Genomic DNA, 19,839 nt, shown 5'->3' with positions numbered 1-19,839 from the left:
CCCCGTTCCATTTTGGGTCCAGAGCGTCGAACCCCTTCTCGTTGAAGGCGTGGATGACATCGCGCACGTAGTCGTCGCTGACCTGCATCAACGAGGTGATGTCCGGGACGCTTTGGCCCTGGCCGGACATCATCACCACGATCGCCCGCCGCAGCTTGACCGGATCCTTCGCGCTCCGTGTGATCCGCTGCAGCTTGCGGCCTTCCTCCATCGTTAATGGCCGGACGAACACTTCCGGTCGGCGAGCCACGACCACCTCCCAATGTCGAAGAGGCAGCCAGCCTGACGGGTTCACCGCCGGAGATCAATTACCCGTCCGAGATTCGGTGACGGGCCACTAGATCGGGGCCTGGAAGAGTTCCTCTATCTGCGCCGGGGTGGGCTCGCGGTCGAGGTGGCACCACACGCAGCGGTATCCACCTCCGGGCATCCGGTAGCTTCCCCACCGCCCACGCGACAGGTTGTCCACGATCGCCAGCCCGCGCCCGTGCTCGGAGTGCAGGTTCGGCTCTTGCATCGGGATGCGGGCAGGTGCGGAGCAGCGTGAGCCGGGATCGGTCACCGCCAGCCGGAGGACGGCCTCGTCTTGAGACAACTTGAGTGTGATCGAGCCACAGTTGTCATCGGTGTCGGTGGTGTCGGCGTATTTCACGGCGTTGGTGACCAGTTCTGAGGTCGCCAGCGTCACGATCTCGTGAGCTGCATGTGCGGTTCCCAGCCATGCTGTCACCGTCTGACGGGCCAGGTATGGCGCTTGATCGTTGCAGGCTAGCTGGGTGACACCGAGTTCTTCGAAGTGGGCGATGGGAGCCATGGGATAGATCACTGGACTCGCCTCGCTACGTCCCGACCTCCATTGGCGCCATCTGCGTCCATATGAGGTGAAGACAAACGCTGCGGTGATCGTCGGCTTCCAAGCATCTCCGGGAAGCAGGCCCGGCTGTTGACATTGAGTCGGCACGGTTGCACAGGGGGTCCCAGGCCAGTTTCCGTCAGCCGCATCCTGTCCGGTTTCTGGATTGTTTCACGAGCCTTGCCAGCCTCGGTGACCTGCTCCAAGACTCTCGGGTTGGTGCTGGCGTGGATCTCCTCGGTCTGGATGACGGCGTGCCGCGTCCGACGCAAGCTCAGGCCGATACGCACCGAATCACCATACGAATGTGAATTCACGCGAAACGCCTCCTTGTCGCTTTTGTTCTCTTTGTGGCCGGGAGTGCCACGCCATTTACGAGATCGCTTGCGGGATGAAGAGTTGTGCACCTCTTGACTCCCTGTGTTCTCTCCATAGCTTGGTGTCTTGGCGGTAAGTTGTGGCGCAGTCTTCGCCGCCATTCATCCGACAGGTTGTCGCATTCTTGAGTGTGGGATGCGTGGCCGATGTGGACCAATCATGCGGAGGTAGAACATGCCCGCGGCACGCCAACTCGATCCGAACGAAAGCAGGACAGCGGCATTCGGCGCTGAGCTGCGGCGCATGCGCGAGGAGGCGCGGCTCACCCAGGCCGAACTCGGACGCCGCGCCGGGTACTCATCCAGCCAGATCGGCGCGGTCGAGGTCGGCAAACGCCCACCCACCGAACAATTCCTCACCGAGGTCGAGAAGGCACTCGGACCTGGCTTGCGTGACCTATGGTCCTCGCTGTCGCGCCACCGGGACACTGCCCCCACCTGGTTCGCCCCCTGGCTCCAGGAAGAGGAACAAGCCCAGTCCCTGCGCACCTGGCAGCCGCTGGTGGTTCCCGGGCTGCTGCAGACGGCCGACTACGCCCGAGCCCTACTGGAAAGCGAGAACGGTTACGACACGGAACGTATCGACGCGCTCGTAGCCGCCCGTCTGGCCAGACAGAAGGTCCTTACGCGCACCCATCCGCCGCGCTACCTGGTGGTGCTGGACGAAGGGGTACTCAGCCGGCCCATCGGCGGGCCCGGAGTTATGCGCGAGCAGTTGGAGCGTCTGCTGGAGGCTACGCGCGTCCCACACATCACCGTGCAGATCTGCCCGCTGGGCGCCAACCCCGGCTTGAGCGGAGGTATCGTCATCGCGAAAGCTCCCAATGGCACCCGTCGCACGGTGTATCTGGAGACCGCCGCGGAACCGCTCGTCACGAGCCATGCCGAGGTGGTTGAGATGGTTACCATGAAATTGGACGCCATCCGGGCGGATGCTCTCCCCCAGAGGGCGTCGGTCGAGTTCATCAGGAAGATGGTGGAGAAATGGACCTGACGGCCGAGCTGGAGACGGCGGCCTGGCGCAAGGCGACACGCTCGACCGGTAACGGCGGAGACTGCCTCGAAGTCGCACCATTGTCTGGCGGTCGTGTCGGCATCCGCGACACCGAAGCGCCTGACCAGGCCGCCTTGGTTGTTCGACCCGAAGTATGGGCCGCGTTCATCGACGGTGCCAAGAAGGGCGAGTTCGACTTCTGATCCCCTGCCCACGACAGAAGTGAGGGGGCCTGGGATGTTCCCGGGCCCCCTCGTGCTGCACCAGTCCCGGTTGAGTTCGAGCACGATTATCGGCGCATCGGCCTGCGCTTGCGCCTACATGGCCTCGCTGTAGTCCAGGGGAATGTCCAACGGATTTGCCTGACCTGCACTTATGCGGGCCTGTTCCGTTTGTTGATCACTTCCGATACCGTTCGTACGGTCCTGACCGGTGGCGGTGTGGGGGCGGTTCGACGTCGACCCGGATGTTCTCCGAAGACCAGCTGGAGCGGTTGCGGTCGTACCCTGATATCGGCCGGGACGATCTGATCCGGTACTTCACCCTGACCCCCGCCGACGTCGCCTTCATTGACCCCGGCCGTGGCCCGACTGACCGATTAGGCCTTGCCGTCCAGCTCGCCACGTTGCCCTGCTTGGGGTTCGTGCCGGATGAGGTGGGCTCGGCTCCGCCGGTGGCCGTGGCCCGGTTGGCCGAGCGCGGGGGTAGATCCGGCCGTTCTCGCCGAGTACGGTCAGCGCGAGCAGACACGCTGCGATCATCTGCGGTTGGTGGCCGACTATCTGGGCTGGAAGAGCGCTCCGGCCGGGAGCACGGCGATGAAGGAACTGGAGCAGTTCCTGCAGGACCGGGCCATGGAACACGACTCGCTCGGCCACCGAATATCTGATGGCAGCCAAGACGATCCGGGCGGGCGTGACGATGCTGGCCAAGATGGGGGGCACCGCCCGGACCAGCACCACCGCGCTTACCTAGGAGAAGGTGGCGCACCTGCTGTGTGTTCCTCAATGGGGTGGGTCAGCCGGGGGCGGCGGAGGCGACCTTGATGGTCAGGTCGGCCACCCGCCTGGCGGTGTGGGTGATGTCGTACCGGCGGGAGTTGACCAGCCCGGCGCGAATCAGGGCCTTGCGCCAGTGCACGTCGCGGGCCAGCTGATCGAGCGCGGACGCCAGGCTCGCCGGGTCACCTGCCGTGTACGGGATACCGGCTTGGCCCAGGGTCTCCGCCATCCCCGCAACCTTGGAGTAGACGACGGGGAGGCCGTGGGCCTGCGCCTCGACGGCCACCAGGCCGAACGCCTCCGAGCCGGAGGTCGTGAAAACAAAGGCATCAAACTCGGGTAGGCGCTGCCACAGTTCCTGGCGGGGCAGGAACGGCGCAAACGCCACCCGGTCCTGGATGCCGAGGGAGCAGGCCCGCTCGCGAAGCGCGTCCTCCTCGGTGCCCATGCCGATGATGGTCAGCCGGTGCGGCTGACCGGACACCGCGATGGCCTCGATGGCGGTGATCGTGGACTTATTGGCATCCAGACGACCGGCGTGCACCACCGATAGCGGCCCGGTTCCGATAGGCGGTTGATCGCTTACCCGGGTACCGCACAACGGAATACCCCACGGGATGACGGTGAGCCGATCGGTGAATCGGCGTCCGGTGAGACGGTCGATTCGGTCGGCAAGGGCGGAGGTCGGGGCGACGATCGCGGCGCTTGCGGCAGCAACTTCACGCAGAAGCTCGCACTCCCATGCGCTGCGCTCGGCCGCCATCACGTCGGGGCCGCGGGCGATGGCGATGATCGGGACGTTGCCGGCGGCTCGGGTGAAGGCCAGGCTGAGAGCGAACCCAAGGTGCTGGGCGTGAATGGCATTCGGCTGAGTCTTCTTGATGAGCGCACCGACCTCGCGGGTCAACTCATCAACGTAGGGGTCGAAGTCCGGGCCGTGGGGGCGTTTCGTCGTGGAGAGGGTGACCAGCTGATCAAACGCAGCCTTCCACGCCTGATCGACCGGCGCCCTACCCAGGAAGATCGTGCGGATTTCAGGCATCTCGCCGTAGAGATCGTGGACGAGGATCGTGCTCCCGGACGAAGGCGCGGCGGTGCGGTTTATGCCAGTCAGGATGGTCAGGAGCTTGGCGGTCATGCAGAAACTCCATCCATGTATAGCTGTTGGAGGAATCAGACATCGGGCGCATGGGGCTGACTCGGCTCGTAGATCATTCAGTGGCGTTCTGCATCTCGCGCTGGCGGGGAGGCGCCCACCATGACGCTAGGTGCGGCGTGAAGGCAGCCTGGATCTCCTCGACCGGATGTAGATAGCCCTTTTCGTCCCGTTCTGCCGTCCACGCTCTGACTGACGCCCGGGGGTAGACGGGGTGAATTCCGATCTCCCCCTTGGGGAGAATTCCATTGAAGGGGGTAGGTATCCCCTCCTTGTTCCAGTAGTCCCACGCCTCAAGAGCCTTTGCCTTCTCGAAGCAGTGGTACAGCTGCCGATACCGGGACATGTACCGGATCTCGCGGAAGATCATCTGACCGAGGAGCCCGGGCGCGGCTTCCTGGATCGCACTGAGGTCGGCGCCCTGGAAGGTAACCGACGCCGCGTCCTGGGACGGGTGCAAGGCAGTCCGGGCGAACAGGTGGGACAGCCGTCGCCGTACGTACTCGGCGGCGGCCGGGCTGAGATCCGGCTCTATGCCTTCGATGAGCTGGACGAGCCGGTCATGGCGCGGTCTGAAGCGGGCCAGGTCGAACAACTGGTCCATGCCGTCCACCGCGGCGAAGGCGAGTCGCTTGTAGAGCCAATTGTTCAGCTCTCCCGCCTGGGCATAGGTCTTGGTCTCCGGAGTAACGGAGTGGAGCATCAGGTACTCGGACAGAACCTCGAAGTACAGGTAGCCGAGGAACGGCACGTGGGCCACGGCGGCGGACAGTTGGTCGATGAACTCGGGTGTCGGAGTGGCATGGCCGGCGGCGTTGCGCAGGGCGACGTCGAGGAACGGGGCGGCGGCCCGCAGCCCGGCCAGCACGGTGCGGTCGAGCTGGTCGTTCTCAGCCGGGGCGAGAAAGCTCTGATAGCGCAGGTAGATACGCAGGTGGATGGCGCCGAGATGCAGGTAGTCGACGCCCTTGGGCCGGATGGGGCCGTCCGGGACGACCTCGAACACCAGGGGCTTGGTGGAGGGCTTGGTCTGCATCAGGTAGGCGCCGAGGTTGTGAGGGCGCAGTCCCTCGCGTTGACTGGTGAGGGGCGAGCAGTACAGGGCTCCGACCAGGCAGCCGGTGGAGACGTGCAACTGCCGGCTGGTGCGGATGGCGTTGATGTCCCTGGTGGTGTGCAGCAGGTACATCCGTTGCCCGCTGAGGAGCGCTTCGGTCATGGCGTTGTTCCGTATCAGCCAGCCGTTGGGAGTTGAGCGTTCCAGGTAGTGGCGCCAGTCGCTCTCACTTTCGGCCAGCGAGGCAGGAGTCCGACGCTGCACGGGCATGGTGTAGTCCGTGTGCGCGTGTTCCCATTCGTCGCGCATGAGAACTCCCGAGATGGACGGTCGGAAGCTGGGCAGGGGGAGACTTTCGAGAAGTTAAAGAACCTCGACGTTCGGTCCGGACAGGCGGTTTCGGCAGTCGAGAACATAGGGCGCGTTCTTCTCGATCATCGCGAGGTCGAATCGTGCGTGATCCATGAGGAGCATTACGGCGTCAGAAGCCGCGATCTCCTCCGCGCTCGCTTCTACCAAGGGCACGTTCAGCCTGGTGTCGTCGCCTTCCGGAACGTTGGGGTCGGCGCCGCGGACCTCTGCGCCGAGGCTGATCAGAAGCTCGGCGACACGTGCCGAGGGCGACTCACGGAGGTCGGTGGCATTGATCTTGTAGGTCAGGCCGAGCAGCAGGATCCGGGAGCCGTTGACGGGGATGTTGCGCTTGTCGAGTGCTTCCACGAGACGACAGACGACGTAGTCGGGCATGTGGCGGTTCACGTCGTTGGCGAGTTCCACGAACCGGAAAGGGACGCCGAGCTCCTGCTGGACCTTCCAGGACAGGAACAACGGGTCAACGGGAAGGCAGTGCCCGCCGACTCCTGGCCCCGGGGTGAACCGCGTGAAGCCGAAGGGCTTGGTTGCGGCGGCGTCGATCGCCTCCCAGATGTTCACGCCGAGAGAACGGGCGAGCATTGCCAGCTCGTTGATCATAGAGATGTTTACCAGCCGGAACGTGTTCTCCAGCAGCTTGGCCATCTCGGCGACCTCGGGACTGGAGACCGGCACCGTGATGTCGAACACGGTGTCGTAGAAACCCTTGATGGCGTCGAGGGACTTCGCGTCGATCCCGGACACCAGCTTGGGCGTCTCCTCGAACGAGAACCGCTTGCTGCCGGGGGTGATCCGCTCGGGGCTGAACCCGGCCAGGAAGTCCCCAGCCCACAGGCCCGATGCCTCCTCCAGGATCGGCACCAGCAGCTCCCGCGTGGTACCCGGGTAGCTGGTGGACTCCAGGACCACGGCCGCGCCGGGGCGAAGGTGTCCGCCCAGCGTCCGGGCGCAGGACTCGATGTAGGTCAGGTCGGGCACGCCGTCCCGCAGCGGGGTCGGCACGGTGATCACCGCGATGTCGAAGCCGGCCAGCGCGGCAACGTCGGCGGTCGCGGAGTAGGCCCCGGAGTTCCGCACCGCGCGGAGCCGCGAGGAGGTCACATCCTCCACGTACGACTCACCGGCGATGAGCTGCTTGATACGGTGCAGGTCCACGTCGTAGCCGATCACGCGATGCCCCACCTCTGCGGCGCGTACGGCCAGCGGAAGCCCTACGTAGCCCTGACCAGCAACGATTATCTGCATGTCAGCTCCTACTCGGTTGCGGTGCTTGAATGGACCGTCGTTCCTGGTCTGGCCAAGGAGATGTGCTGTGCCTCTGGTGTCGGTCGTGATGCCCGTGTACAACTCGGCGGCCACTCTCGGCGCGGCAGTCCGATCGGTGCTTACGCAGACGCACAGCGACGTGGAGCTGCTGGTCACGGACGACCAGTCCTCTGACGGCTCGATGGATCTGCTGCGCGAGTTCGCAGCCCAGGACGAGCGCGTTCTGCCGCAGCTGGCGCCCGAGCGGGGAGGCGCGGCACGGGCCCGCAACCTCGCGATCGAGCGGGCCCGCGGGGACTACGTGGCTTTCCTCGACTCCGACGACATGTGGCTTCCGACGAAGCTGGAGAAGCAGCTCGCCTTCGCCGCCGAGGGCGATGCGCCGCTGACGTTCACCAGCTACTTCAAGATGGACGCCGACTACGCCGGCGAGAGCACCGACTGGGTCCCGAACGGACGGGTGGTCCGTGCGCGGGAGCACGTGGACTACCCCGCGATGCTGCGCCGGGACTACATCGGCGCGTTGACGGCCATGTACGACCGCAACGTCCTGGGCACGAGGCTGATGCCGGAGATGCGCAAGCGTCAGGACTACGCGCTGTGGCTGTCGATCATGCGGGACGGTGCTGTCGCCCGGGGTCTGGCTGAGCCGCTTGCGGTGTATCGGGCCCACCAGGCGGGATCGCTCTCCTCCAACAAGCTGTCGCTCGTGCAGTACAACTGGGCCGTGTACCGCGAGCACGAGCATCTGTCGGTCCTGCGGGCCACGCAGGCGCTGGCTGGCGCCGTGTGGCAGTCGCTGCGCAACTCCCGCATCTAGGTCCGCCCCCGGGCCCGACACGCCCGCGCGACCGTTTCCGGGGATGCCCAACCGGGCCCCGCCCCGCGGGCGTGCCGCGTGCTCGGGGGCTGGGCCCGGGAGCGGGACTCGACGGGTCACCAGAGTGCCTTCGGCCGGCTACGCGGCCGAGCCGACTCCGGCCGGCGCGCGCAGGAACATCTGGAGGAGCAGTCGTCGGTCGGCGACCGGGACGCTCTCCTGACCGCTGTGGAGCGCCTCCCGACCGTGCAGGAAGCGGCGCTGGTTCACGATGAGGTAGTCCCCGGACTGGAGCATGAAGGAGACCTGCCCCCGGACGAGCTCCTCGGCGAGCTCCTTGGCGGCGTCGGCGTGCGCCTGGCCGAGCTCGGACCTCTCCAGCATCTTGGCGGTGAACCGGACGAACCCCTCGCCCGAGTCGGAGCCGTCCAGGATCGGAAACGGCTTGTACTCCTCGCCAACGCCGTGCAGGTCGAAGAAGGTCCCGTAGTGGTAGGCCGACTCGGCCAGCAGGGCGCGGCTGTTCTCCGACAGCCGCGCCACCGCCGCGTGGGGGTCGGAAAGGATGCTGGGGCCGCCGCCGAGCGGGTCGGGGCGGACGCACAGGAGCGTGGTGTAGTCCGGGGGCCGGGTCGCGTTCACCAGGTCCATGTGGAACGCGTTGTACCCGATGCCGCTGGACTTGCCGGGGTCCTTTTCGATCTTGACCCCGATGTCCTTCCAGAGGGGCCACCGTGGGAAGGGTGAGAAGGGGACGGCCGCCTCGGCCGCGAAGGCCGTCGCCAGCCGCAGGAACCGGTCGTCGTCGGTCCCCAGCGCCTTGGCGAGGTTTCCTAGGCGCAGCACGGCGTATCCGCCGCCCTTTCCGGTCAGCGCGTGGCGCAGCGTCGCCGCGGTCTCCTTGACCAGCGGCACGGACTCCATCAGCGCCTGGTACCGCTTGAGCGTGGCATCCGTTAGGAAGGAACCAGCCATGTCCCAAGCGGGGAGCGCACCTCCGATCTCGATCAGAGCGGCTTCGAGCTCCTTCGACAAGTTGATGAAGGCCGGCGGCCTGGAGTCGGGCTGAATCAGAATCATGCTTCACTCCTTGGGTTGACGGGACAGTGCGTGGTGCTGGTGCACTTCCCCTTCCTTCAGTTGGGTCGGATGGTGTCGGTGGTGCTGTGGGCCGCCCTCGCCGACCTCAACCGCCAGGAGGTGACCGGGCGAGCGGCGCCGGGCCGGCAGCGGGGGCCACGCTGGTTGTGTGGCCGCTGACGTGGGTCGTGGCGGCCGATCACTCGTTGCGCGGCTCGGCGCGCGAGGGCGAACGCTCGGAGGCACCAACGGCGGAGGGCTGCATCGTCAGGGAGGTCAGGACTCCACGGGTCGGCATAGACGAGGATCATGAGGTCCATCCGGGTTCCTCTCACATCGCGTATGTGCGCGGCTGGGGGCTCAGGTGGGTGCCGCGGAAGGAGTGAAGGATCGGCGTCTGGCGGTGGAGCGCGGAGAGGAAAGAGAGGTAGTCCGGTCGCCGCACGACCTCCACGAGGCCAGCCTCCTTCATGGGCTGGGTGATCTCCACGCACAGCGTTGCCTGCCAGCACTCCTGGCCGAATTCATCCTTGCCGCGAACGATCTCGTAGGCCGGGTTGGTTCGGCGAAGATCGGAAAGCCGCAAGTGGGCGACGGTTGTCGGGTTCATGGTGATCACCGTGTTGGGCTGTAGTAGTGAGGATCGGTGGGCAGCGCCGTGGGGCGGCGGCGGTGGATGCGTCGTCCCGCGGCCATGCGTCGCCCCGGCCGGATCTCCCGGGGCGAGGGGTGCTGCGGGCCGGGGTAGGCGGGTTCGCGGCCCGCAGCCGAGGAAGGCTCGGCTGATGGCTGTGGGGAAGACGGAGCGGCTGCGCCCCGAGTCCGCCTTCCCCACGGTCTCCCGGCCGCCCCAGGTAGGCAGCTAACGAACCAGGGGCGCCGCGTGGCGGCGGCCGGGAGAAATGGACCTCGCTATCCACGGCAGCGTCGATCTCTGACGTGGACGGCGAGGGGACGGACGGCGCGGGCATCCTGAGTGTGATCGTTGATTGGCTTGCCCGCGCCGCAGTACGCGATCCGGTGAGCGTGGGATCCGCCTGCCCGGGCGCGCCGGGACATGACCTAGCTGTCCGCCCACAGCGGGCGGCCGCCTGCCTGGCCATGTCTCGCTCGCTCACCCGAACACCTCTTGGAGGATGCCGGGGGGTATGTGGATGACCGTGGGCGGGTGCGCCGGGATGGCTTCGGCCATGGCGAACAGCAACTCCTGGTCGACGTCGAGGACGGCACGCCACAGCTCGCGGAGAGTGGCGCCCTCGACCGGGGTGTGAACGTCCATGTCGTACGCCGGGAAGGCCCGGAACTTGCGGCCCCAGGGCTCCCACATCACCTGCCAGCGGCAGTCCCATGACTCCTGCAACTGCGTGGCCAGGAGGCGGGCTTTCTCGTCGCTCAGCCTGCCGCTGGCGTCGTCGGTCATCCTGATGCGTTCTCTGCGGGCTTTTGCGCTCACGGGCGGATCTCCCGCCATGCCAGCGCTTGAGTGCCGCACTTGAGAAGCGGTGGTCTCGGTGGTGAGGTGGCTCTACAGTCGTCCATTGGGTCGCACCTCCGATGTGCGATCAAGGAAACCCGTCGGCGTGATGGCATTCAGCTGGCGGGTTTCCGCTTTTCGGGAATCGATCTGTGAAGGCTGCCCAGATCGTGCGAATCGGCGACGAGCAGCAACACCGTGCCTAGCCAGGTAATCGCTTGGCGTGGGAGAGTCCAACAGCGGAAATGAGGCAGAAATGAGGCACCAATGTTGCATAGGCGCTTCTGACCTGCGGGGTTAGCGAGCAAGAGTTATGGTTGGCGCACGGGCTGGTACCTGGAGGTATGTGTCATGGCGGCCAAGCGCCTGCGGTTCGCCCAGCGTCGAAAGGCCGCTGGGTTCACGCAGGAGAGCCTCGCAACGCACCTTGGGGTTGAACGGTCAACTGTCAACAGATGGGAACGAGCGGAGACCGAACCGCAACCATTCTTGCGTCCCAGGCTATGCCGGGCGCTTGGGGTGCCAGAGGTCGAGCTCCAAACCCTGCTTGATGATGTGGCGACCACCGCGAAAAGACCGAGCGAGCATATGACTTATGTGCTCGATAATCCCACTGCGGCCGATTTGGTGACGGTGGCCTATTTGCATGAACGGCTGCGCGAACTGGACAACTCCTACAACCAGTCACCGTCAGCAACTCTCTTAGGCCCGGCTGGCCAGGTCCATGGCCAGGTGAAGTACCTTCGCGAGAAGACGAGCAGCGCCCGTGTACGGCGCGCGCTCTGCGAAGTGGAAGCCGCCTCGGCGACGTTCATGGGGCAACTGATCTGGGATGCGAGCTCCAGGCATGACCATCGGGCCCCACAGTCCTACTTTGACGATGCGGTGAGCGCGGCGCGACATGTCCGAGATCCGTTCGCGGAGGCGTACGCCGTGCTGCGCAAGAGTTACCTCGCCCTATATGGCGCCAATGACCCAGCCGAAGGGGTAGCGCTGGCTCAGCAAGCAGCAGAGGTTGCCGGGCTTGCCAGCCCGTCGCTTACGGGCCTGTCCCTGCTTCATGTCGCTGAGGGGCACGCCATGAAAGGCGAACTCAAGGCATGCGAAGAGGCTCTGAGGAAAGCCGAGACTCAGTTCGACAGGGTCAACGCCGAGGACCTCGCTGCGGAGTACTACACGGTCAACGAGTTCAACCGGCTAGCCGGCTCCTGCTATCTGTTCCTTGGTCTCCCCGGCAAGGCGGAGCCGATCTTGCGTGCCACCATCGCCGAGCTGGAATCGAAGCGCAAGAGCCAGGCCATCGCCCTTGGCAACCTCAGCCTCGCCCTGATTCGCCAGCGCAAGCTCGACGAAGCCGCAGACGCCGTACACCGGACCATCGACACGGTAGAGCTGACACGCGGCGGCGGCGGTCTTAACCTGGCGTTCGCAGCCGGTAGAGAGCTGCGGCAGTGGCGAGGGGAGACCTGGGTTCAGGAAATCCATGACCGCCTCTTCGCCCTGATGTCGACCGCGTAGAGACAGGTGGGGCGTGACCATAGATCAAGCTAAGCAAGCGGTCCGCGACAAGGTATGGCGTCGTCTCGCGAACGCGGGCGTCGTACCGCCAGATGTTTACGGCACGATCCCCGACTTCAACGGCGCAAACGCGACAGCCGAGCGCCTGGCCGAGTTGGAAGGGTGGCGGCACGCGGAGACAGTGAAGGCGAATCCCGATCACGCCCAGCTTCCCGTCCGCGCACAGGCTCTACGAGAGGGCAAGGTCCTCTACATGGCCGTACCGAGGATGGCCAGCCTCCAGCCGTTCTACCTTCTCGACCCTTCCTCGCTTGATGTTCCTCCAGACGAGGCGGCCGGGAAGGAAGGGGCCAGGAGAATTGCGCCTCGGGTAGGTGTAGATCAGATGCGGCCCATCGACCTGGTGGTGTGCGGCAGCGTCGCGGTGAATCGGTCCGGGGCGCGCATTGGCAAAGGCGCTGGCTACTCCGATCTGGAGGTGGCTCTCCTGATCGAGGCTGGTCTTGTAACGCCCGAGACCGTGATCGTGGCGCCCGTCCACCGACTCCAAGTGATCGACGAAGACATTCCCGAGGCCGAACACGATTTCCGGGTCGACTACATCGTCACCCCCGAGGAACTCATCTCGTGCCCGAGGTCCCGTCGGCCGAAGGGCATCATGTGGGACGACCTGCGAGTGGATCAGATTGCTGAGATCCCGGTTCTTGCGGCACGACGCCCCACACCCTGATGGTGAGCCCTGCGCAGTGCCTGCTGGCTACCTGACAATGCAGGGGCTCGGCTTCGCGGACGAGGTCGCAGAGGCAGACATGCGCGACCTCGTCCAGGCGGCCACGACGCGGATGGCCGGCATCGCGCCGTTCGGGCTCGCTGGACCGGCCGCGGATTACCCCGGAGGCGATTCAGCCTTCCACGCTGGTGGTGGCTGCGCCGGCGATGCTCAACGCGGCCAGCCGCCGCGCCGGGCTCTGCCCGGCAGGAGCCGTGTTGATCAGGTGTGGCGAGAACGCCCTGTTCCGGCTCCCCGGCGCGGGCGGAGCGGTAGCAACAGTGAAGGCGCTCGACCTCGATCGCAGGCGGCTTTGCCCGTGCTTGACAGGCCCGTGATAAAGCCGGGCGAGGCTCGGCCCGCCAATCCTTCTGTGCGGCTCTTCGCTTGGGCTGCTCGCAGGTCTGGCTTTACCTGCCAGGAGGAGCGGCACGCCGTTCCGGTCGTCGATGTGCCGGATGCGTGCCGAAGAGCATGTGGCGAGCATGAACTCGGCCGTCTTCGCCTCGCAGGAGACAGTTGAGAACCGAGAAAGCCCAGGTCAGATGGGGTGTGGAGTGGTAGGGCGCCCGGGGCTCGAACCCGGAACCTACGGATTAAAAGTCCGCAGCTCTGCCAATTGAGCTAACGCCCCTTCCCTCAGCAAGGGTACAGAGATTATCGCCGTCCGGGCGACGACTCCGTCACCGGTACGCGGGCAGCCCCGTCAGCGCCTCGCCGAGCACCAGTGTATGGATCTCCTGGGTGCCCTCGTAGGTGAGCACCGATTCGAGGTTGTTCATGTGCCTGATCACAGGGTACTCCAGCGTGATCCCGTTTCCCCCCAGGATCGAGCGCGCCTGGCGGGCGATGTCGAGGGCCGCCCGTACGTTCGCGAGCTTGCCGAAACTGATCTGCCGCGGCTCCAGCTGCCCGGCGTCCTTGAGCCGGCCGAGGTGTAGCGCGGTGAGGCCGGCCTGGGCGGCGCCGACGTACATCCAGGCGAGTTTCTCCTGGGTGAGCTGGAACGCGCCGATGGGCTTGTCGAACTGGACGCGGGTCTTGGCGTACTCGACGGAGGCTTCCAGGCAGGCGCGGGCGGCGCCGACGACGCCCCACAGGATGCCGTACCGGGCTTCCGACAGGCAGGACAGCGGGCCCTTGAGCCCGGTGACGCCGGGCAGTGCGGCGGAGGCGGGCAGGCGCACGTCGTCGAAGTACAGGGACGAGGTCACGGACGCCCTGAGCGACAGCTTCTTGTGGATCTCGGGGGCGGAGAAGCCGGGGGTGGAGGTGGGGACGACGAAGCCCCTGATGCCTTCGTCGGTCTGGGCCCAGACGACGGCCACGTCGGCGACCGACCCGTTGGTGATCCACATCTTGGAGCCGTTGAGTATCCAGTCGGAGCCGTCGCGCTTGGCGTACGTCCGCATGGAGCCGGGGTCGGAGCCGTGGTCGGGCTCGGTGAGGCCGAAGCAGCCGATGGCCTCGCCGGCGGACATCCGCGGCAGCCACTCGTCCTTCTGCTCGTCGGAGCCGTACCGCCAGATCGGGAACATCGCCAGCGACCCCTGGACGGACACGAACGAGCGCAGCCCGGAGTCGCCGGCCTCCAGCTCGCGGCAGGCCACGCCGTAGGAGACGGCGTCGGTGCCCGCGCATCCGTACCCCTGCAGGTGCATGCCGAGCAGGCCGAGCGCGCCGAGCTCCGGCGCGAGTTCGCGCGCGGGGAAGGTGCCCTGCTCGAACCAGTCGCCCACGTTCGGCAGCACCCGGTCGGCCACGAAGGACTTGACGGTGTCGCGGATGAGGCGCTGGTCGCCGTTGAGCTGGTCGTCCAGGCGCAGCAGGTCGTCCATGGCGGGTCCTCTCCTCGCGTAAGGGACTACCAGGGTTCTACCAGGGGGAATCCTGATGTGCGAACACCGGGGGCAGGGGCAGTCTTGAGTCATGAGCGAATACAGCGAGTACAACGTCAAGAAGCTCCGCAGGACTCACAAGGGCAGGATCATCGCGGGTGTCTGCTCGGGCGTCGGGGAGTACCTCGGCATCGACGCGAACCTGGTGCGGATCGCCCTCGCGATCGCCACGCTGTTCGGGGGCGCCGGCGTCGGCGTGTACGCGATCGGCTGGCTGCTCATGCCGGAGGAGGGCAAGGACAGCTCGATCGTCCAGGACCTCGTGGCCAAGCAGCAGCGCAACCGCGACGGCTGGGGCGGCGGTGAGTATCACTCGCAGCAGCCTCCCCAGCAGCACTGACGCGGTGCCGCCGGTCAGGCGGCGGCCCTGGCCCGCCTGTTGGAGGCCCGCGAGCCGGCCCACATCAGGGCGAGCACGCCGGCGGCGCCGGTGCCTGTGATCCCCGCGAGCGCCACCACGGGCTCGGGGCCGAGACGCTCGGCCGCGAACCCGCCGATGAGGATCCCCGCCCCCTGCGCCGCCATCAGCCCCGACTGCACCAGCCCGAACGCCTGCCCGCGCCGCTCGGCGGGCACCGCCTGGACGAAGGCGGCGTTCGCGGCGAGCTGGTAGGCACCCCCGATGCCCGACAGGATCCACGCGCCGAGCACCACGGCCAGCGGCGGCCGCAGCGCGGTCACGACGAGCGGGGCGCAGCTCAGCATGGCCATCCAGCCCATCACCCGCATCCGGGTGGGCGGCGCCACGAACCTGCTGAAGAAGAACGCCCCCACGACGGTGCCCGCGGGCATGGCGGCCATGAGCAGCCCGGTGATGACGGGCACGGGCAGGTCGCCGGCCTGGAGCCGGGAGGCGTACGGGACGGCGATGCCCTCGGGCAGGATGTAGAAGCCGCACAGCCAGGCGAACAGCACGAGCGTGCGCAGTTTCTTCGAGCCGAAGACGAGCACCGCTCCGGCCCTGGTCATGCGCCACATCGACGGCCGCGTACCGGACTCGGGGGCCGTCGCGGGGCGGCGGCGCACGCCCGAGACGAGGATCAGCGCGGAGCCGAGGAAGGTGGCCGCGTCCAACGCCAGCGCCCGGTACGGCCCCATCGCGGCGATCACCGCGCCGCCCGCCGCGAACCCCAGCATCTGGGCGGCCTGGTTCGTCATGTTCTGCAGGGCGGAGCCGACGACGTAGCGGTCGCCTTCGAGGATCTCCGGCAGCAGCGCCGCCCGCGCGGCCGAGAACGGCGCGCTGAGCAGCACCACGGCGAACACCAGCACGCACAGCACAGGGAACGGCATGCCGGGGATCGCCATGGGCGCGACCAGCGCGGCCCTGAGCAGGTCGCAGGCGACCATGACGCCCCTGCGCGCGAACCGGTCGGCGAGGCCGGCCAGCAGCGGCCCGCCCAGGATGGACGGGAGGTAGGTCAGCGCGTAGACGGCGGCGGTGGCCAGCGGCGAGCCGGTGCGGTCGAACACGAGCACGGCGAGCGCCACCTGGGCGAGCTGGTCGCCCAGCAGGGAGAGCCCCTGGCCGTACCAGAGCGCCCGGAACTCCCTGATGGCGACGACCTCGCCGTATGTGGCCTGGCGGGTCTCGGCGCGGCGATGCCGCCCCGGCAGCCGCCGCGTCCGCATAGCCCCCATTGGACTCCGCTGCACTGACTGAGAGTGTTCGGTATGTCACCTAAGGTGCCCGAACACCAGGCAAGCCGCAACCCAAAGATGTCAACCAAAAGCAAAGGGTCACCCGCCGGTCGCCCCTCGGCTCACCACCCGAGCTCGTGCAGCCGCGCGTCGTCGATGCCGAAGTGGTGGCCCACCTCGTGGACGACGGTGATGCGCACCTCCTCCACCACCTGCTCCTCCGTATCGCAAATCTCACAGATGGCATTGCGGTAGATCTCGATGCGGTCGGGCAGAACCGCTGAGTACCAGTCGCCGCGTTCGGTGAGGGGGACACCGGTGTACAGGCCGAGCAGGTGGGGCTCAGGCGGATCGTCGACGACGGTGACCACGACGTTACTCATCGCGCGGGTGAGTTCGGGCGGGATGGTGTCCAGCGCCTCCGCCACCAGCTCCTCGAACTTCTCGCGCGACACCTCGATCACATCTGCCATTCTGCCCCGACGGTCAGGTAGACGAGAGCCGGCATGACGTTCTCCCACATTTCCGGCATCGCCCGGTCCCTCATCACTTCCAGGACGGTCAAGGCGGCCGGAGTCCTCCTCGTGGCCGCCGTCGGCGCGTGGATGGGCATCTTCCTCAGTGGCACCGTCCGCGCCGAGGTCGGCCCCGTCGAGACGGGGATGTCGCTGCGGCCGTCGTGGCACGGCGAGACCGTCGTGGACGCGAGCCCGCTCGGCACGCTCACGTTCCGCACGCACGACGCGCCGCTGACCCTCCGCATCACGCTGGAGAACATCGACCAGGAACGCGCCAAGGCGTTCATCGAGGACGGGCGCCTGGCCGACCGGCTGCCCGCGATCATCGAGCGCGACCTCCTCGACGGCGTGCGCGCGCTCGTCGTCCGCTCCCTGCTGTGCGCGGGGGCGGGGGCCCTGGTCGCGGTCCTGCTGGCCTTCAGACGGCCCCGTGTGGGCCTCCTGGGGCTTCTGGCGGCCTCCGTGGCACTCGCGGGCACCGGGGCGCTCGCGGCCCTCACGTTCCGTCCCAGCTCGCTCGTGGAGCCGCGCTACTCCGGGCTGGTCGCCGCCGCGCCGTCCCTCGTCGGCAGCGCCGAGTCGATCGTGACCAAGTTCGAGTCGTACCGGTCGCAGCTCACCAAGCTCGTGACGAACGTCTCCAAGCTCTACAACACCGTCTCCAACCTGCCCGTGTACGACGCCGACCCCAAGTCCATCCGCGTCCTCCACATCTCCGACATCCACATCAACCCGATCGCGTGGAACGTCATCCGCTCGCTGAAGGACCAGTTCGCCGTGGACCTCGTCGTCGACACCGGCGACATCTCCGACCACGGCAGCAAGGCGGAGAACAAGTTCGTGGAGGAGATCGGCAGGCTCGGCGTCCCGTACGTGTACGTGCGTGGCAACCACGACTCCATGACCACCCAGCGGGCCGTGGCGAAGCAGAAGAACGCCATCGTCCTGGACGACACCACCAGAACCGTCGCCGGCCTCACCATCTACGGGCTGGGCGACCCGCGCTTCACCCCCGACAAGTCCGTGGCCGTCGACTCCGACCCGGGGAGCCTCGAACAGTACGCCCGCTCCCGCCTGCCGCGGCTGAACAAGCCGGACCTGGTGGCCGTCCACGACCCCGACATCGCCCGCGGCTTCTCGGGGGCGACCCCGATGATCCTCGCCGGGCACACCCACCAGCGCTCCACCAGCATGCTGCCCACCGGGACCCGCCTGCTCGTCCAGGGCTCCACCGGCGGGGCCGGGCTGCGCGCGCTGGAACACGCCCAGCCCACGCCCGTGCAGGCGTCGGTGCTGTACTTCGACCGCCAGACCAGGCGCCTGCAGGCCTGGGACGACATCACCCTGGGCGGGCTGGGGGAGCAGTCCGTGTACATCCAGCGTCACGTGGAACCCGACCCGGGACGTATGATTTCCCCAGAGCCGACGAACTCCCCGTCGCCAACGGGGCCGGTCGACGGCACACCGAAGCAGTCCGGCGGAACGCCACTTTGGCATCAGGGGCAATCGTCCCCTATGCTTCAGGGGTCCCCGACGGAAGGCGGCAGGGAATCCTGAGCCCCCATCGTCTAGCGGCCTAGGACACCGCCCTTTCAAGGCGGCGGCACGGGTTCGAATCCCGTTGGGGGCACCGCGAGCGCCTGGCGCACCCGCGAAACGGTCGGTCAAAAGACCACCGAAGAGCTGGTAAGCTAAGCGAGCGCAAACAGAAAGAAAAACGCAAGGTCCTGTAGAGCAGTTTGGAGTGCTCGCCACCCTGTCAAGGTGGAGGTCGCGGGTTCAAGTCCCGTCAGGACCGCTCTGGGTCAGGTAGCTCAGTTGGTACGAGCGTCCGCCTGAAAAGCGGAAGGTCGGCAGTTCGACCCTGCCCCTGACCACCAGCATCTAGCTGCGAAGACGCCCCGAACGGATCACCGTTCGGGGCTTTTTGGTCTCCAGTGACAGCAACGTCCGCTCATCGTTCTACGATCAGCTATCCCTACTAATGGGAGGCCAAGTGGGAAACGATGACGGTGTTGAGTTCTCGCCGGCTAACTTGACGGCCAGCCTGGAACAGATGCTGAAGCTGACCGCCGGCGTCGATCCTGACGAGGAACCAGCGCTCGTCAGCGCTGCTGCGGTTGGCTTGGTGCTTGATGCTTGGCGTAACGGTCTTCTCGAGGACATCCACTCCGAGGACAACGTGCACGCAGAGTGCGACACGCCGCGCGCTACTCCTCTCGCCCTCCTAGCTGGCCTGCCCACTCAAGATGCCGCGCCACAGATCGTGGCCCTCACGCATGACCACCCACGCGCTCTCCTGCACCCTCTCCGTCGCGTTGCTCCGGTCGGTACGCCGCACGAAGAACAACCCGCCGGCCGCGCAGAGCTCATAGAGGCACTCGCAGGTGTGGTCGAGGACGCGGCTGCGCTCCGTCCGGAGATGCGGGGCGCGCCAGTCCACCTCCTCGCAGTCGGCGAGGGCAGAGGCCGGATGCAGCCCATGAAAGGTCACCAATTCGCTCACGCCCCCACCGCCAACCGGCGCCGGTGAGCGAACCCCAGGCCGCACCACCGTTCGACCAGGGACCCGAGTGCCGCGAGAGAAGCTGCACCCAGACCTCTCGCCCTTCACTCACCACCGCCCACGCGCCGTCCGCCTTCACCGAGTCTGTTGGGCTTCGAAGGTTCTTCATCGTAGCTGGCGATCAGCTTGCCCCATGGCTTGCGCGAGTCGGCGGACTGCGGCCGGTTCGATCCTTGCGATACTGCCGAGTAGATCAACATGGTTTAACCTGCTCAGCCCCCATGCAAGTAGTTGGCGACTTCGGGATGCGTAGTTGCGGTTCACGATCGAAGCAATAGCCTTGGCTTGAGAGAGTGAGTCGGTGATGGAGCGGGCTACGGCCTCAGCCCGGTCGTGTTCGCCTAGGTTGGCCAGCGCCCTCACCAGCTCTGTCAGCGCCCACGCTTGAGAGCCGGGATCGGTGATGGAGCGGGCTACGGTCTCAGCCCGGTCGTGTTCGCCTAGGTTGGCCAGCGCCCTCACCAGCTCTGTCAGCGCCC

At 66.7% G+C, this 19,839-nt stretch carries 20 protein-coding genes, 4 tRNA genes and 1 pseudogene; 11 read left to right on the top strand and 14 right to left on the bottom strand.

Translation table 11 applies throughout. The features are described from left to right. A partial coding sequence (locus tag BMX74_RS41895) for a helix-turn-helix domain-containing protein (RefSeq protein WP_143078970.1) occupies positions 1 to 250 on the bottom strand: 250 nt, incomplete at its 3' end. 87 nt (positions 251 to 337) lie between these two features. Then, on the bottom strand, positions 338 to 814 hold the full coding sequence (locus BMX74_RS41890) for an ATP-binding protein (RefSeq protein ID WP_143078969.1): 477 nt from the start codon (positions 812 to 814) through the stop codon (positions 338 to 340). Between the two features lie 591 nt (positions 815 to 1,405). Here BMX74_RS41890 and BMX74_RS41885 point away from each other — a divergent pair. The 3 genes and pseudogenes from BMX74_RS41885 to BMX74_RS46235 all read left to right on the top strand — a co-directional run bounded on the left by BMX74_RS41885 (position 1,406) and on the right by BMX74_RS46235 (position 3,270). Beyond that, positions 1,406 to 2,224, top strand: a complete 819-nt coding sequence (locus BMX74_RS41885) for a helix-turn-helix domain-containing protein (protein WP_091106008.1) — start codon at positions 1,406 to 1,408, stop codon at positions 2,222 to 2,224. Then, positions 2,215 to 2,427, top strand: a complete 213-nt coding sequence (locus BMX74_RS41880; RefSeq protein WP_091106007.1) for a DUF397 domain-containing protein — start codon at positions 2,215 to 2,217, stop codon at positions 2,425 to 2,427. The genes BMX74_RS41885 and BMX74_RS41880 overlap by 10 nt, the downstream gene beginning before the upstream one ends. A gap of 263 nt (positions 2,428 to 2,690) precedes the next feature. After that, positions 2,691 to 3,270, top strand: a pseudogene (locus tag BMX74_RS46235) (DUF4158 domain-containing protein). On the opposite strand, the gene BMX74_RS41865 reads toward BMX74_RS46235, so the two are convergent. From BMX74_RS41865 to BMX74_RS41855, 3 genes are all read right to left on the bottom strand, one after another. Further along, a complete protein-coding gene (locus BMX74_RS41865; protein WP_091106003.1) occupies positions 3,242 to 4,363 on the bottom strand; it encodes a glycosyltransferase family 4 protein in 1,122 nt (373 codons plus the stop codon). The pseudogene BMX74_RS46235 and the gene BMX74_RS41865 overlap by 29 nt on opposite strands. Before the next feature lie 73 nt (positions 4,364 to 4,436). Further along, positions 4,437 to 5,747 (bottom strand): hypothetical protein, encoded by a 1,311-nt coding sequence (locus tag BMX74_RS41860; protein WP_091106002.1) that lies wholly within the window; start codon positions 5,745 to 5,747, stop codon positions 4,437 to 4,439. A 54-nt stretch (positions 5,748 to 5,801) separates the two neighbouring features. Further along, positions 5,802 to 7,055 (bottom strand): nucleotide sugar dehydrogenase, encoded by a 1,254-nt coding sequence (locus BMX74_RS41855; RefSeq protein WP_091106000.1) that lies wholly within the window; start codon positions 7,053 to 7,055, stop codon positions 5,802 to 5,804. Positions 7,056 to 7,122: 67 nt separating this feature from the next. On the opposite strand from BMX74_RS41855, the gene BMX74_RS41850 reads away from it, so the two are divergent. Beyond that, the gene (locus BMX74_RS41850; RefSeq protein WP_091105999.1) at positions 7,123 to 7,896 is read left to right on the top strand and encodes a glycosyltransferase family 2 protein; all 774 of its coding nucleotides are present in this window, start codon (positions 7,123 to 7,125) and stop codon (positions 7,894 to 7,896) included. Between the two features lie 138 nt (positions 7,897 to 8,034). On the opposite strand, the gene BMX74_RS41845 is transcribed toward BMX74_RS41850, so the two are convergent. The 3 genes from BMX74_RS41845 to BMX74_RS41835 all read right to left on the bottom strand — a co-directional run bounded on the left by BMX74_RS41845 (position 8,035) and on the right by BMX74_RS41835 (position 10,429). Then, positions 8,035 to 8,976: a TauD/TfdA family dioxygenase gene (locus BMX74_RS41845; RefSeq protein WP_091105997.1), complete on the bottom strand. Its 942-nt coding sequence runs from the start codon at positions 8,974 to 8,976 to the stop codon at positions 8,035 to 8,037. Positions 8,977 to 9,307: 331 nt separating this feature from the next. Beyond that, complete coding sequence (locus BMX74_RS41840) at positions 9,308 to 9,595, bottom strand: hypothetical protein (RefSeq protein ID WP_143078968.1); 288 nt, start codon at positions 9,593 to 9,595, stop codon at positions 9,308 to 9,310. A gap of 495 nt (positions 9,596 to 10,090) precedes the next feature. Continuing rightward, a complete protein-coding gene (locus BMX74_RS41835) occupies positions 10,091 to 10,429 on the bottom strand; it encodes a hypothetical protein (protein WP_091105994.1) in 339 nt (112 codons plus the stop codon). A 372-nt stretch (positions 10,430 to 10,801) separates the two neighbouring features. On the opposite strand from BMX74_RS41835, the gene BMX74_RS41830 reads away from it, so the two are divergent. Both BMX74_RS41830 and BMX74_RS41825 read left to right on the top strand, forming a co-directional pair. Continuing rightward, complete coding sequence (locus BMX74_RS41830) at positions 10,802 to 11,968, top strand: helix-turn-helix domain-containing protein (protein WP_091105993.1); 1,167 nt, start codon at positions 10,802 to 10,804, stop codon at positions 11,966 to 11,968. A 13-nt stretch (positions 11,969 to 11,981) separates the two neighbouring features. Further along, positions 11,982 to 12,698, top strand: a complete 717-nt coding sequence (locus BMX74_RS41825; RefSeq protein WP_091105992.1) for a 5-formyltetrahydrofolate cyclo-ligase — start codon at positions 11,982 to 11,984, stop codon at positions 12,696 to 12,698. A 597-nt stretch (positions 12,699 to 13,295) separates the two neighbouring features. Here the strand turns inward: BMX74_RS41825 and BMX74_RS41820 are convergent. Together BMX74_RS41820 and BMX74_RS41815 are read right to left on the bottom strand one after the other, a co-directional pair. Continuing rightward, a tRNA-Lys gene (locus tag BMX74_RS41820) sits at positions 13,296 to 13,371 on the bottom strand. A 49-nt stretch (positions 13,372 to 13,420) separates the two neighbouring features. Then, entirely contained in the window at positions 13,421 to 14,575 is a 1,155-nt protein-coding gene (locus BMX74_RS41815) for an acyl-CoA dehydrogenase family protein (RefSeq protein ID WP_091105990.1), read from the bottom strand. A 91-nt stretch (positions 14,576 to 14,666) separates the two neighbouring features. On the opposite strand from BMX74_RS41815, the gene BMX74_RS41810 reads away from it, so the two are divergent. Next, positions 14,667 to 14,975 (top strand): PspC domain-containing protein, encoded by a 309-nt coding sequence (locus BMX74_RS41810; RefSeq protein ID WP_055509371.1) that lies wholly within the window; start codon positions 14,667 to 14,669, stop codon positions 14,973 to 14,975. 14 nt (positions 14,976 to 14,989) lie between these two features. Here BMX74_RS41810 and BMX74_RS41805 read toward each other — a convergent pair whose 3' ends face one another. Together BMX74_RS41805 and BMX74_RS41800 are read right to left on the bottom strand one after the other, a co-directional pair. Beyond that, on the bottom strand, positions 14,990 to 16,267 hold the full coding sequence (locus BMX74_RS41805; protein WP_236715138.1) for an MFS transporter: 1,278 nt from the start codon (positions 16,265 to 16,267) through the stop codon (positions 14,990 to 14,992). Between the two features lie 131 nt (positions 16,268 to 16,398). Then, positions 16,399 to 16,749, bottom strand: coding sequence for a metallopeptidase family protein (locus BMX74_RS41800; RefSeq protein WP_176573577.1), 351 nt, complete (start codon positions 16,747 to 16,749; stop codon positions 16,399 to 16,401). 33 nt (positions 16,750 to 16,782) lie between these two features. Between BMX74_RS41800 and BMX74_RS41795 the strand changes: the two genes are divergently transcribed. From BMX74_RS41795 to BMX74_RS41780, 4 genes are all read left to right on the top strand, one after another. Beyond that, entirely contained in the window at positions 16,783 to 18,351 is a 1,569-nt protein-coding gene (locus BMX74_RS41795) for a metallophosphoesterase family protein (RefSeq protein WP_091105989.1), read from the top strand. After that, positions 18,352 to 18,424, top strand: a tRNA-Glu gene (locus BMX74_RS41790). A gap of 93 nt (positions 18,425 to 18,517) precedes the next feature. Further along, positions 18,518 to 18,592, top strand: a tRNA-Asp gene (locus BMX74_RS41785). A 5-nt stretch (positions 18,593 to 18,597) separates the two neighbouring features. Then, positions 18,598 to 18,674, top strand: a tRNA-Phe gene (locus tag BMX74_RS41780). Positions 18,675 to 19,021: 347 nt separating this feature from the next. On the opposite strand, the gene BMX74_RS41770 is transcribed toward BMX74_RS41780, so the two are convergent. Further along, the gene (locus BMX74_RS41770) at positions 19,022 to 19,300 is read right to left on the bottom strand and encodes a hypothetical protein (protein ID WP_091105986.1); all 279 of its coding nucleotides are present in this window, start codon (positions 19,298 to 19,300) and stop codon (positions 19,022 to 19,024) included. A 165-nt stretch (positions 19,301 to 19,465) separates the two neighbouring features. Beyond that, positions 19,466 to 19,839 (bottom strand): hypothetical protein (locus tag BMX74_RS45280; RefSeq protein WP_218154255.1); only part of this gene is annotated, 374 nt, incomplete at its 5' end.

It is taken from the genome of Nonomuraea pusilla, from assembly GCF_900109355.1.
Lineage (GTDB): Bacteria > Actinomycetota > Actinomycetes > Streptosporangiales > Streptosporangiaceae > Nonomuraea > Nonomuraea pusilla.
The sequence above is the reverse complement of the archived record's forward strand: the minus strand, read 5'-3'. Positions and strand labels throughout refer to the sequence as shown.